Raw genomic sequence first — 13,229 nt, 5'->3', positions numbered from 1 at the left:
GTTGGCCTTGATCTGTCGAAAACGGCGTCAATCAGATTAAGGGAACTGATTGAGGTAATTGCGAATGTTCTCTTGGTTTTTCTTGCTGAAGACAAATGCTGACTTGCCTGCAGTTTTGTACATTATCGATTTGTAGGTTCCGTAGTAGGTGGAAGCATTTTCATCGCTGTCTTCATGAACGGCATCGAGCATATGCCCAACCTCATGGGATGCAGTTAATTTCGATGTGATCGAGGCAATCCCTAGCGCACCTTGTCTTCGAGCAACACCCAGCGTGCTTTTATTGATGTCATCGCGCGTTAACAGCAAATACTTGTTGATGGTGGCATCGTAAGTGTTGCGATCTTCATTTTCGAGATGGATGAGGAGAGCGTGTTGAAATTTATCTAGCAAGAGTTTCATGTCTTCGGATCTATAGTTGAGGCTACTTAGTGTTGGTGCGTCTGAAGGTTGTATAAAAATAACATCCATTGTACGGCCGGAGATACGTGAAACCGTATCTTCAAGCCAATCGAAATAATCTTGATGCAGCAAATCTTCGTTAATGTCGCTCAGGTCTTCATGTAAGAAGACGGTTAGCTTGATCGGTCGTTTTGACATAATGGTTTCCATTGGATTTATCAAGTCTTAAGTAGCTCGAATTGAAGTTGGTGAAGTAGTCGGTTTAATAAGGTGTGAGTTCAATGTGAATTAAATAATCCAAATAGTCTTGTTCTGTATTCGATGAGGCTGAAGGTATAATTATTTGTGGAAAATTATGATCTGCGTATGTGTGGTTGTTTTCAGGGTTTATATTCAGGACGGTATTGAGCAGTTGTCTTTCCGGAATTTAAAATTTTTGGCTGGATGTTGATTATTTCCAGCCATCATTCGTACTCAAGCCATGAGTAATACGTAGCTTGCAGGTTTTTGACGCGCCTGCGGGCAACGAAGAGAGCAAAACTTCCAGGGGGTTTCTTGATGGAAAATCCAGGAATTATCAGTTTACGCTCGCCAAATAATTCTTTATGTTCTGTCGGTTGGCAGGACTGAATACATAACAGTTGGATGTAATACCTCCGGGCTGTGATGTCATGTAAGTTTCACACCACCAACCGTTGAATTGAGTTTCATAGTCCCCATGCCTTGCACCCAGTAAGTGGCCAATTTCATGGGCGACATTTATGTAGCTGGTCAGCGATGCAATTGCGCTATTTCCGGAAAAAAACGGTGGGTAAATACGAGCGATCCCTCCTGTCCTGCTGTTCAAACTTTCGTTGGTGACTAAAAGCACTTTGGTCAGTTGGTCCGTTTTGAACCCTTCTGCACGTCTTTCCTCTAAATAGCCGAAGCACATGTTTTCCCAGCGCGACGAGGTCATTTGCTCGTTTTCGTTTTTATAATCAAAGTTGCTGTAGGGCGCGAGTCGGCCAAAAATTACGTGGACTTTTCGCTCGATAAAGCTTTGCAGTTCGGTTATGAATGGCTGGAAATGGTCGGCATAAAGGTTTTTTCTTGTTGGTTCCGGTACGTCATCATGAATGATCACGAAAATAGTAATTGCTTTTTTCTCGGCGGGGGCGCTAGTTGGGTTCATCCTTGAATCCTTTAGTTATCTTGGGGTTGTTGCAAGTTTGGTTTGTTTGTGAGGTTTCTACAGGTTCAATCTAATGGCGGTGTTTTGTTTTTGCGAGTTGGCGATTGTTGCGTTCTATTGCATGGAATTAATAATTATAGAAATTTAGGCGCTGGAAGTTTTGGATCTTATTGCGAGTAATCAAGTCGTCACCTGAAATAGCTGTCTCAGCTGACTTTTGAGTCAGTTAATAACTCCGGCAAGGTGAATGACAGATGGTCGCGACAGGGGCTGTTTATCTGTCGTATTGCGGTATACTGCGCGGCCTTCGGCCGGTTACGACCGGCCATAATTCGTACAATCAAGCCACGCATTTTGCGTGGCTTGTTGTTTTTTGATGCGCCTGCGGGCGCCCAGATAGAGAAGAGGCACGACGATGAGTGCACTGGTTGGCGTGATCATGGGCTCCAAGTCCGATTGGTCCACCCTTAGCCACACCGCCGATATGCTGGAAAAGCTCGGCATCCCCTACGAGGTGAAAGTGGTCTCCGCCCACCGCACCCCGGACCTGCTGTTCCAGTACGCTGAAGAAGCCGAGGCGCGTGGCATCGAGGTGATCATCGCCGGTGCCGGTGGCGCAGCCCACTTGCCAGGCATGTGTGCAGCCAAGACCCACCTGCCGGTGCTGGGCGTACCAGTACAATCGGCAATGCTGTCGGGCGTTGATTCGCTGCTATCCATTGTGCAGATGCCGGCGGGCATTCCGGTCGCCACCCTGGCCATCGGCAAGGCGGGCGCGATCAACGCGGCGCTGCTGTCGGCGAGTATCCTTGGCGCCAAGCACCCGCAGTTCCATGCGGTGCTGAAAACCTTCCGTGCTGAGCAGACAGACAGCGTCCTGGACAATCCAGACCCACGCATCGCCTGAGGTTGTTGACGATGAAGATCGGTGTAATCGGTGGCGGCCAGTTGGGTCGCATGTTGGCGCTGGCGGGCACTCCGCTGGGCATGAACTTCGCTTTCCTGGACCCGGCACCGGATGCTTGCGCAGCCGCGTTGGGCGAACACCTGCGAGCCGATTACGGCGATCAGGATCACCTGCGCCAGCTGGCCGATGAAGTCGATCTGGTGACCTTCGAGTTCGAAAGCGTTCCGGCCGAGACCGTGGCTTTCCTGTCGCAATTCGTCCCGGTCTATCCGAGCGCCGAAGCGCTGCGCATTGCCCGCGATCGTTGGTTCGAGAAGAGCATGTTCAAGGACCTGGGGATTCCTACCCCGGCGTTCGCCGACATTCAGTCCCAGGCTGACCTGGACGCCGCCGTGGCTTCCATCGGCCTGCCGGCAGTGCTGAAGACCCGTACTTTGGGTTACGACGGCAAGGGTCAGAAAGTCCTGCGCACGCCAGAAGATGTGGTTGGCACCTTTGCCGAGCTGGGCAGCGTGGCCTGTCTGCTGGAAGGCTTCGTGCCGTTCACCGGTGAAGTCTCGCTGATCGCCGTGCGTGCCCGCGACGGTGAAACCCGCTTCTATCCGCTGGTACACAACACCCACGACAGCGGCATCCTCAAGCTGTCCGTGGCCAGCACCGATCACCCGCTGCAAGCCTTGGCCGAAGACTATTCCAGCCGTGTGCTCAAGCAACTGGATTACGTCGGCGTGATGGCGTTCGAGTTCTTTGAAGTCGACGGTGGCCTCAAGGCCAACGAAATCGCCCCGCGAGTACACAACTCCGGGCACTGGACCACCGAAGGCGCCGAGTGCAGCCAGTTCGAAAACCACCTGCGGGCCGTTGCCGGTCTGCCGTTGGGTTCGACGGCCAAGGTCGGCGAAAGCGCGATGCTCAACTTCATCGGCAAAGTGCCTGAGACCGAGAAGGTCCTGACCATCGCCGATTGCCATCTGCATCACTATGGCAAGGCGTTCAAGGTCGGTCGCAAGGTCGGTCACGCCAACCTTCGTTGTGCGGATCGCGAAACGCTGACCGCGCAGATCCTCAAGGTCGAAGCGCTGATCGCCGAATAGTTTCATGTGGCAGCGGCGGAACCATTCAGGGACCGCCGTTCTCTCATGGCAGGATGCCAAAGTCTGACTAGGCTTTGGCATGACCACTCCATATTGAGGGAAATGCCATGGGAATTATCGGAACCATCTTTATCGGCTTGATTGTCGGCCTGCTGGCGCGGTTCCTGAAACCGGGCGATGACAACATGGGCTGGATCATGACCATCCTGCTCGGTATCGGCGGTTCGCTGGCGGCCACTTACGGTGGCCAGGCTCTGGGCATTTATCAGGCTGGTCAAGGCGCAGGCTTCATCGGTGCGCTGGTGGGCGCCGTTGTGTTGCTGGTGATCTACGGACTGATCAAAAAGAACTGATCCAGGCGAAAAAGTCCTCTCGGTCGCACAAGCCGGGAGGGCTAGAATGCTCGGCGTTTTCTGATCACTCCTATACCGAGCACCTTCATGCGCCGTCTTCTGCTGACTCTACTTTTATTGGGAACGGGCCTTGCCCATGCCGGCGAACTGCCGGAAACCGACTGGCTCGAATTGATGCCCAAGTCGGACCAGAAGGCCCTCGAGGCCATGCCTGAAATCGACCACAACTCCCCTGAAGCCAATGGCACTTTCACCGACAAGGGTGGGATGAAGCAGGCCAAAGGCTTGCCGGCGGTGATGTACTCGACCAAGACCGTTGCGTCGATGAACGACAAGAACATCCGCATTGGCGGTTACCCCGTGCCGCTGGAGTCCGATGCCAAGGGCCGTAGTACGTTGTTCTTCCTGGTGCCGTACCCGGGCGCGTGCATCCACGTGCCGCCGCCGCCGCCCAACCAACTGGTGCTGGTGCGCTATCCAAAGGGCCTGAAACTGAACGATATCTACACGCCGCTGTGGGTCACCGGCACGCTGAAGGTCGAGAAGGTCAGCAATGACTTGGCGGATGCGGCGTATGCGCTGGATGCGGAGAAGGTGCGGGTGGTGAAGGAATCGGATCTGTAACGCGCCACTCAAGCCGGCATAAACCCAATGTGGGAGCGGGCTTGCTCGCGAAGGGCCGTAACATTCAACATCATCGTTGACTGGTACACCGCCTTCGCGAGCAAGCCCGCTCCCACATCAGTTTTGTGGTGTTAGAGCGATTTGCTGGCGATGCTCACGCCCAAGGTATGGCTGGCACCTGGTGCCAGGTTCACCACATCACCCATCACGTTCGCCGTCTCGATGCACAGCATGCGCTGCCAACCGTCGTCGGCCATGTCGCTGAATGCGGCGGCGCGGTCGATCCACGGGTTCCAGATCACCGCGGTGCGCGAGCCCGTGCTGGTCAGTTCGATGCGTCGCTCCCAGGCCGGATCGACGATGCTCAGCAGTGGCGGGGCATCGAGATAGATGCGGTCGGTTTCGCCGGTAAAACGCAGATCACCGCTCTGGGTTACGGTTTTCCAGTTATCCAGGGTTTCGATGTATTTGAGACCGCCCACACCTTCGACATGCACCTCGCGCACATCGCTGACGGCAAAATAGCTGTGCAGCGCCTGGCTGATGCTGACGGTTTCAGCGCCCCGGTTATGGCTGGTCAGGTGGATGTGCAACTGCTCGTCCAGGCGAATGCTCAGCGTCAAGTCCACCTGGTGCAGCCAGCCAGGAAAGCCGCCGTCGGGGTAGGGCAGGAGGAATTCGACTTTCAGGCTTTCGCCTTCGGCTTCGATGCCGCCCAGCTCCCAATCCATCGCTCGCACGAAGCCGTGAGCCGACGGCGCTTCATTGCTGACGCGCATCGCCTGCACGCTTTGCGGGTTACGGTCGAAGACGCCGAACCACGGCCAGCACACCGGCACGCCGGCACGGATGCTCTTGCCGGTCTTGAACACGGCCTCGTCATTGAGCCAGATCAGCGGCGGCTGGCCGGCCAGTTGATAGCTGAGGATGTGCGCGCCTTGCTGGGCCACCAGTAATTCAGCCTGACCGTGGCGAATTCGCCAGCAGTTCAGTTCATCCAGTTTTACGGCTTCAACATTGGGCGTGCTCATGGGACAGCTCTCGATCAGTAACGTGGACGACTATCGACCGCAAAACGGCTACCAGGTTTAGAAGTTCTTTCAGCGAGCCCGGGGCGGAACCGAACGGGTGCGACCGCTGCCGTCGATGGCAACGAACACAAACACCGCTTCGGTTACTTTACGCCACTCGCTGGACAGTGGGTCGTCGCTCCAGACCTCGACCATCATCTTGATCGAGCTGCGGCCGATTTCCAGGGCCTGGGTATAAAAGGAGAGCTGAGCGCCCACCGCCACCGGAACCAGAAACGCCATGCGGTCGATTGCAACGGTAGCAACGCGTCCGCCGGCGACCTTGCTGGCCATCGCGGTGCCTGCCAAATCCATCTGCGCCACCAGCCAGCCGCCGAAAATATCGCCAAAGCCGTTGGTTTCGCGTGGGAGCGCGGTGATTTGCAAGGCCAGGTCGCCTTGCGGGATCGGATCTTCTTGTTCGAGTTCTATCATGCCGGGGGGCCTCTGACCCGTGACTCTTCGTTGGTATTGCTGGTGGTAGCCGTCTTCGGGAAAAACGATTCAGCACCGAACATACTACGTTCGTCACGTTTTCCATCAGGCGCCTAAAGGGAAACTCTGCGAAATCGCCTATGAACCTGACAGGCGCTTTCGCACAGCAACCCCTCAAAAACCGGAGCAGGCTTTGAGTATATCGGTCGGTAGACTCCGCGACGACCGTCCGGTTCTCATTTTGACTGTCAAAAACGCACCTCTATGTGCTTTTTCGAACAATTTGCTATCGTGCCGGACCTGCCCAAACCTCAGCCAGCGTTGTTGAGGTAGCAGATCCGACTATAAGAGAAGCCCTTGCCATGACCACAGCGCCCTCGAGCATCGCGCAGCCAGACCAACCCGCACGTCCGCTGACCCGCAACGACTACAAGACTCTATCGCTGTCTGCCCTGGGCGGCGCGCTGGAGTTCTACGATTTCATCATCTTCGTGTTTTTCGCTACGGTGGTGGGCAAGTTGTTCTTCCCGGCGGACATGCCTGAATGGCTACGCCTGATGCAGACCTTCGGCATCTTCGCCGCCGGCTACCTGGCGCGGCCGCTGGGCGGCATCGTGATGGCGCACTTCGGTGACCTGCTGGGCCGCAAGAAAATGTTCACTCTGAGCATTTTCATGATGGCGGTGCCGACCTTGATCATGGGTTTGCTGCCGACTTATGCACAGATCGGCATGTGGGCGCCGATCCTGTTGCTGCTGATGCGGGTGATCCAGGGCGCGGCCATTGGCGGTGAAGTGCCGGGTGCATGGGTCTTCGTTTCCGAACACGTGCCGCAACGGCATATCGGCTATGCCTGCGGGACCCTGACCAGCGGCCTGACGGCGGGCATCCTGCTCGGTTCGCTGGTCGCCACGGCGATCAACAGTATCTACACCCCGGTGGAAGTAGCGGATTACGCCTGGCGAATTCCGTTCCTGCTGGGTGGCGTGTTCGGTCTGTTCTCGGTGTACCTGCGTCGCTGGTTGCACGAAACCCCGGTGTTCGCCGAACTGCAACAGCGCAAGGCCCTGGCCGAAGAAGTGCCGCTGCGTGCGGTGTTGCGTGACCATCGTGGCGCCATCGCCATTTCGATGCTGCTGACCTGGCTGCTGTCGGCCGCCATCGTGGTGTTGATCCTGATGACACCGACTGTGTTGCAGACGGTCTATCACTTCTCGCCAACCACGTCCCTGCAGGCGAACAGCGTGGCGATCGTGTTCCTGAGTTTTGGTTGCATCATTGCCGGCGCACTGGCCGATCGCTTCGGTGCGGGACGAGTCTTCGTGATCGGCTGTACCGCATTGCTGGCCAGTTCCTGGACCTTCTACAACAGCCTGGCCGATCATCCCGACTGGCTGTTCCCGATGTATGCCCTGACCGGTCTGCTGGTCGGCACCATCGGCGCGGTGCCGTATGTGATGGTCAAGGCGTTCCCGCCGGTGGTGCGTTTCAGCGGCCTGTCGTTCTCCTACAACGTCGCCTACGCGATTTTCGGTGGCCTGACGCCGATGATCGTCAGCCTGTTGCTCAAGGAAAGTGCGATGGGGCCTGCTTATTATGTGGCCGTGTTGTGCGGGGTCGGGATTCTGGTGGGGGCGTATCTCTGGAAGAGGGGGCGCTAAACCAGCCCTTTGTATCGACTTCACTGACGCCTTCGCGAGCAAGCCCGCTCCCACACTTGACCGAGTTCTCACAGAGGAATGCGGTCGAATGTGGGAGCGGGCTTGCTCGCGAAGAACGATAACGCTGTATCCCTTCAAAACATCGAATAATGGCCTTTCATCCAATTGTCATATTTCAGCCATAGAGTGTTCACACGGCCTGCTGATACTTGGCCCCGAATAACACACCCTATCTGCTAGGAGTAAGGCATGAAACTGAAGCGTTTGATGGCGGCAATGACTTTTGTCGCTGCTGGCGTTGCGACTGCCAACGCGGTTGCCGCTGTTGACCCTGCTATCCCGAGCTACACCAAGACCACTGGTGTGTCGGGCAACCTGTCCAGCGTCGGCTCCGATACCCTGGCCAACCTCATGACCCTCTGGGCTGAGAACTACAAAAAAGAATACCCGAACGTAAACATCCAGATTCAGGCCGCCGGTTCTTCTACCGCGCCACCTGCGCTGACCGAAGGCACCGCTAACCTGGGTCCGATGAGCCGCAAGATGAAGGACAACGAGCTGCAGGCCTTCGAAACCAAATACGGTTACAAGCCAACCGCTATTCCGGTTGCCGTGGATGCCTTGGCCGTATTCGTGCACAAGGACAACCCGATCAAGCATATGACCATGGAACAGGTCGATGCGGTCTTCTCGTCCACCCGTCTGTGCGGCGGCAAAACCGACGTCAAAACCTGGGGTGACCTGGGTGTGACCGGCGACCTGGCCAACAAGCCGGTTCAGCTGTTCGGCCGTAACTCGGTATCCGGCACTTATGGCTACTTCAAGGAAGAAGCCCTGTGCAAAGGTGACTTCAAGCCAAACGTCAACGAACAGCCAGGCTCGGCTTCGGTTGTTCAGTCGATCAGCTCCTCGCTGAACGGCATCGGTTACTCGGGTATCGGTTACAAGACTGCCAGCGTGAAGACGGTGGCCCTGGCCAAGAAAGGCAGCACCGAGTTTGTTGAAGACACTGAAGAAAACGCCCTGAACGGCAAGTACCCGCTGTCGCGCTTCCTGTACGTGTACGTCAACAAAGCCCCGAACAAGCCTTTGGCTCCGCTGGAAGCTGAGTTCGTGAAGCTGGTTCTGTCCAAACAGGGCCAGGAAGTTGTGGTGAAAGACGGCTACATCCCACTGCCAGCCAAGGTTGCTGCAAAAGCACTGGCTGACCTGGGTCTGGCGGAAGGCGGCGCTGCAGTCGTAAAAAAGTAACAAATTGAGTCCGGGGTGAACCCTTCCGGACTCAAGTAAAAGGCCGGATCTGCTTGCAGGCCGGCCTTTTACACACCTCAAATTTTCGATCCTCTGCCAGTCCCGCTGGCGGTGGATTTGGTGCGTCACTGCATTGTCATCTTTCTGTCATACAGGATCGCTAGGGTGAGCGCATGAATGATCTGGCCAATTCCAACATGACTACTAATCCCCCCAAGCGAATTGACTTCAATACGCCTGAACTGCAACGCAAGCGCCGCATTCGCGCGCTCAAAGATCGCTTCACCCGTTGGTACGTCCTCATCGGCGGCCTGGCGGTGCTGGCAGCCATCACCCTGATCTTCTTCTTCCTCGCCTATGTTGTTGCGCCGCTGTTCCAGGGTGCCGACCTGACCGCGAAAGAGTCCATTACCCCGGCCTGGATGCAGGACGCTGGCAAGCCACTGATGATCTCGCTCGAAGAGCAGAATCAGGTGGCCATGCGCGTTTCCGACAAGGGCCAGGCGTTGTTCTTCGATATCGACAGTGGCGCTGAATTGAAGCGCGTCGATCTGTCGATCCCGGCCGGCACCACCGTGACCTCCATCGGTGAAGACCAGCCAGGTCACCCGCTGGTGGCCGTAGGTCTGTCCAACGGTCAGGCCCTGGTGTTCCGTCACACCTATAAAGTCAGCTACCCGGAAGGCAAGAAAACCATCACCCCGGCCGTCGAGTACCCGTACGGCGAAACGCCAATCGCGGTCAACGAAGCCGGCGGTGTGCTGGAACACGTCAGCCTCAACGCCAATGATTCGACCCTGATGCTGGTCGGCTCCACCGGTTCGCAACTCAATGTTCTGTCGCTGACCAGCGAAGAGAACATGATGACCGGCGAAGTCACCAACGAGCAGAAACGCATCGAACTGCCGCAAATGACCGAGCCGGTGAAGAATATTTTCGTCGACCCGCGTCAGCAGTGGCTTTACGTGGTCAACGGGCGTGCCCAGGCCGACGTGTTCAGCCTGCGCGACAAGAGCCTCAACGGTCGCTACAAACTGCTTGAAGACGGTGAGGCTCAAGTCACCGCCAGCACCCAACTGGTGGGCGGCATCTCGCTGATCATCGGTGACTCCAAAGGTGGCCTGGCCCAGTGGTTCATGGCCCGCGACCCCGATGGCGAGCAACGCCTGAAGCAGATCCGCACCTTCCAGATGGGCACCACGCCTATCGTTGAAATCACAGCTGAAGAGCGCCGCAAGGGCTTCGTCGCCCTCGACGCTTCCGGCAAGCTTGGCGTGTTCCACAGCACTGCCCACCGCACCTTGCTGGTGGAGCCGGTCGCAGAAGGCCAAGGCGTTTTCGGTCTGTCGCCGCGCGCCAACCGCGTGATCGTGGAAGCCGGTGGCAAGTTGCACCCGCTGCTGCTCGACAACCCGCACCCGGAAGTCTCGTGGAGCGCGCTGTGGAGCAAGGTCTGGTACGAGAACTACGACGAGCCTAAATACGTCTGGCAATCGACCGCCGCCAACACCGACTTCGAACCCAAACTGAGCCTGTCACCGCTGACCTTCGGTACCCTGAAAGCCGCGTTCTACGCCATGCTGCTGGCCGCTCCACTGGCCGTTGCCGCTGCGATCTACACCGCGTACTTCATGGCTCCCGGCATGCGCCGCAAGGTCAAGCCGGTGATCGAGCTGATGGAAGCGATGCCGACGGTGATCCTCGGTTTCTTCGCCGGCCTGTTCCTCGCGCCCTATGTTGAAGGGCATTTGCCGGGCATCTTCAGCCTGCTGATGTTGCTGCCGATCGGCATCCTGGTCGCCGGTTTCACCTTCAGCCGCCTGCCTGAGTCGATCCGCCTGAAAGTCCCGGATGGCTGGGAAAGTGCGCTGCTGATTCCGGTGATCCTGTTCGTGGGCTGGCTGTCGCTGTACATGAGCCCGTTCATGGAGAACTGGTTCTTCGGTGGCGACATGCGCATGTGGATCTCCCACGACCTGGGCATCACCTACGACCAGCGCAACGCCCTGGTAGTGGGCCTGGCCATGGGCTTCGCGGTCATCCCGAACATCTACTCCATCGCCGAAGACGCCGTGTTCAGCGTGCCTCGCGGTCTGACCCTGGGCTCCCTGGCCCTCGGTGCCACACCGTGGCAGACCATGACTCGCGTGGTGATCCTCACCGCGAGCCCGGGCATCTTCTCGGCGCTGATGATCGGCATGGGCCGTGCGGTCGGTGAAACCATGATCGTGTTGATGGCCACCGGTAACACCCCGGTCATGGAAATGAACCTGTTCGAAGGCCTGCGCACCCTGGCGGCCAACGTTGCAGTGGAAATGCCCGAATCGGAAGTCGGCGGCAGCCACTACCGCGTGCTGTTCCTCTCGGCGCTGGTGCTGCTGTTGTTCACCTTCGTCATGAACACCCTCGCAGAACTGATTCGTCAGCGTCTGCGCAAGAAATACTCGTCGCTTTAAGAAAGGTAGAAGTCTGTGAAACAGAACTCCCTGAAAGGATGGTTCAAGAGCGGCGCCCCCGGCGTCTGGATCAGCGGTGGCGCGGTGTCCATCGCGGTCATCATGACCATTGGCCTGCTGGCAGTGATTGCCGTGCGTGGCCTGGGTCACTTCTGGCCGGCGGATCTGATCCACGCCAGCTATGACGTGCCGGGCCAGGGCCAGCATCTGGTCGTCGGTGAGGTGGTGCAGAAAGAAGAAGTGCCGCGCGCCCGTCTGAAAAGTGCCGGTCTGCCGGTGCCTGATCAGGGCCCGGAATTCATGACTCGCGAGCTGATCAAGGTCGGCAACCGTGATCTGAACGGCAACGACTTCACCTGGGTCGTCGGCGAGTGGCTGACCAACCAGACCACCCCGGTCGAGTTGATGGCCATCGAGCGTCGCGAGTGGGGCAACTTTTACGGCTACCTCGTTAACGTCAAACAGGACGGCAAGGTTATCGCCGAGGGGGAAGCGGCATGGCCTGAGCTGCAAGCGCGGATCGACCGCGTGAACAAGCTTGCTGCGCAACTGAAGTCACTGGAAAAGAGTGATATTGGTGCGATCAACGCAGGTCTGGAGCGCATCCGTCTGCACGGCCGCAAGCTGGAGCTGGAAGGTAAACTCGACGCAACCGCACAAGCGGACATGGAATCCGAGCGCGCTGAGCTGAACGCCCGCTATCAGGATATCGAAGCACGTCTGACTGACTTGCATGCACAGTTCAACCGCGACGCTTTGACAGCCCGCGACGCCAATGGCAAAGAAATCGAAATCAGTCTGGGCAAAGTGGTTCACGCCTACCAGCCGAACGCCATGAGCACCTTCACCAAGATCGGTTTCTATTTCAGCAAGATCTGGGAGTTCCTGTCCGACGACCCGCGTGAAGCAAACACCGAAGGCGGGATTTTCCCGGCGATTTTCGGCACCGTGATGATGACCCTGATCATGGCGATGATCGTGACTCCGTTCGGCGTGTTGGCAGCGGTTTACTTGCGTGAATACGCCAAGCAGAACGCACTGACCCGAATCATCCGCATCGCGGTGAACAACCTGGCGGGTGTTCCGGCGATCGTTTACGGCGTGTTCGGCCTGGGCTTCTTCGTCTATGTGCTGGGCGGCTCGCTCGACCGTCTGTTCTTCCCGGAAGCACTGCCGGCACCGACCTTCGGTACGCCGGGTCTGCTCTGGGCCTCGCTGACCCTGGCGCTGCTGGCGGTGCCTGTGGTGATCGTGGCTACCGAAGAAGGCCTGGCGCGGATTCCTCGCACCGTGCGTGAAGGCTCGTTGGCCCTCGGCGCGACCAAGGCTGAAACCTTGTGGAAGATCGTGCTGCCGATGGCCAGCCCGGCGATGATGACCGGCATGATCCTCGCCGTGGCCCGCGCCGCGGGGGAAGTGGCACCGCTGATGCTGGTGGGTGTGGTGAAGCTGGCGCCGTCGCTGCCGGTGGACGGTAACTACCCGTACCTGCACCTGGACCAGAAGATCATGCACCTGGGCTTCCACATCTATGACGTCGGCTTCCAGAGCCCGAACGTCGAAGCCGCGCGACCGCTGGTGTACGCCACGGCGTTGCTGTTGGTGCTGGTGATCGCGACATTGAACCTGTCGGCGGTGTACATCCGTAACCACCTGCGCGAGAAGTACAAGGCGCTGGATAGCTGATAACACCCTGTAGGAGCGAGCCTGCTCGCGAAGAAGGTACATCCGACACATTTTCTGTGTCTGAACGACCATCGCGAGCAGGCTCGCTCCTACAGAAAGAATTGTGTAACCGCGGG

The 13,229-nt window shown here is 57.5% G+C and carries 12 protein-coding genes; 8 read left to right on the top strand and 4 right to left on the bottom strand.

Going from position 1 to position 13,229, the window contains the following annotated elements; translation table 11 throughout:
* Positions 1 to 36: 36 nt before the first annotated feature.
* On the bottom strand, positions 37 to 612 hold the full coding sequence (locus KGA98_RS04500; protein WP_223501525.1) for a hypothetical protein: 576 nt from the start codon (positions 610 to 612) through the stop codon (positions 37 to 39).
* A gap of 367 nt (positions 613 to 979) precedes the next feature.
* On the bottom strand, positions 980 to 1,576 hold the full coding sequence (locus tag KGA98_RS04495) for a zinc-dependent metalloprotease (protein WP_223501524.1): 597 nt from the start codon (positions 1,574 to 1,576) through the stop codon (positions 980 to 982).
* A gap of 415 nt (positions 1,577 to 1,991) precedes the next feature.
* Here KGA98_RS04495 and purE point away from each other — a divergent pair, with 415 nt between their 5' ends.
* From purE to KGA98_RS04475, 4 genes are all read left to right on the top strand, one after another.
* Complete coding sequence (purE, locus tag KGA98_RS04490) at positions 1,992 to 2,483, top strand: 5-(carboxyamino)imidazole ribonucleotide mutase (RefSeq protein ID WP_046038893.1); 492 nt, start codon at positions 1,992 to 1,994, stop codon at positions 2,481 to 2,483.
* Between the two features lie 11 nt (positions 2,484 to 2,494).
* A complete protein-coding gene (locus tag KGA98_RS04485; RefSeq protein WP_090452187.1) occupies positions 2,495 to 3,577 on the top strand; it encodes a 5-(carboxyamino)imidazole ribonucleotide synthase in 1,083 nt (360 codons plus the stop codon).
* A 107-nt stretch (positions 3,578 to 3,684) separates the two neighbouring features.
* Positions 3,685 to 3,930: a GlsB/YeaQ/YmgE family stress response membrane protein gene (locus tag KGA98_RS04480; protein WP_150812713.1), complete on the top strand. Its 246-nt coding sequence runs from the start codon at positions 3,685 to 3,687 to the stop codon at positions 3,928 to 3,930.
* Positions 3,931 to 4,017: 87 nt separating this feature from the next.
* The gene (locus tag KGA98_RS04475; RefSeq protein ID WP_223501521.1) at positions 4,018 to 4,554 is read left to right on the top strand and encodes a DUF3299 domain-containing protein; all 537 of its coding nucleotides are present in this window, start codon (positions 4,018 to 4,020) and stop codon (positions 4,552 to 4,554) included.
* 131 nt (positions 4,555 to 4,685) lie between these two features.
* On the opposite strand, the gene KGA98_RS04470 is transcribed toward KGA98_RS04475, so the two are convergent.
* Complete coding sequence (locus tag KGA98_RS04470) at positions 4,686 to 5,585, bottom strand: D-hexose-6-phosphate mutarotase (RefSeq protein ID WP_223501516.1); 900 nt, start codon at positions 5,583 to 5,585, stop codon at positions 4,686 to 4,688.
* A 69-nt stretch (positions 5,586 to 5,654) separates the two neighbouring features.
* Positions 5,655 to 6,059, bottom strand: a complete 405-nt coding sequence (locus tag KGA98_RS04465; protein ID WP_007942704.1) for an acyl-CoA thioesterase — start codon at positions 6,057 to 6,059, stop codon at positions 5,655 to 5,657.
* 362 nt (positions 6,060 to 6,421) lie between these two features.
* Here KGA98_RS04465 and KGA98_RS04460 point away from each other — a divergent pair, with 362 nt between their 5' ends.
* From KGA98_RS04460 to pstA, 4 genes are all read left to right on the top strand, one after another.
* The gene (locus KGA98_RS04460) at positions 6,422 to 7,720 is read left to right on the top strand and encodes an MFS transporter (protein WP_223501515.1); all 1,299 of its coding nucleotides are present in this window, start codon (positions 6,422 to 6,424) and stop codon (positions 7,718 to 7,720) included.
* Between the two features lie 249 nt (positions 7,721 to 7,969).
* On the top strand, positions 7,970 to 8,971 hold the full coding sequence (locus KGA98_RS04455) for a phosphate ABC transporter substrate-binding protein PstS (RefSeq protein WP_223501507.1): 1,002 nt from the start codon (positions 7,970 to 7,972) through the stop codon (positions 8,969 to 8,971).
* A 422-nt stretch (positions 8,972 to 9,393) separates the two neighbouring features.
* The gene (locus tag KGA98_RS04450) at positions 9,394 to 11,427 is read left to right on the top strand and encodes an ABC transporter permease subunit (protein ID WP_223501728.1); all 2,034 of its coding nucleotides are present in this window, start codon (positions 9,394 to 9,396) and stop codon (positions 11,425 to 11,427) included.
* Positions 11,428 to 11,442: 15 nt separating this feature from the next.
* Positions 11,443 to 13,113 (top strand): phosphate ABC transporter permease PstA, encoded by a 1,671-nt coding sequence (gene pstA, locus KGA98_RS04445; RefSeq protein WP_223501505.1) that lies wholly within the window; start codon positions 11,443 to 11,445, stop codon positions 13,111 to 13,113.
* The last annotated feature ends 116 nt before the right edge of the window (positions 13,114 to 13,229 follow it).

Source organism: Pseudomonas sp. BF-R-24, assembly GCF_019947335.1.
Classification (GTDB): domain Bacteria; phylum Pseudomonadota; class Gammaproteobacteria; order Pseudomonadales; family Pseudomonadaceae; genus Aquipseudomonas; species Aquipseudomonas jessenii.
The sequence above is the reverse complement of the archived record's forward strand: the minus strand, read 5'-3'. Positions and strand labels throughout refer to the sequence as shown.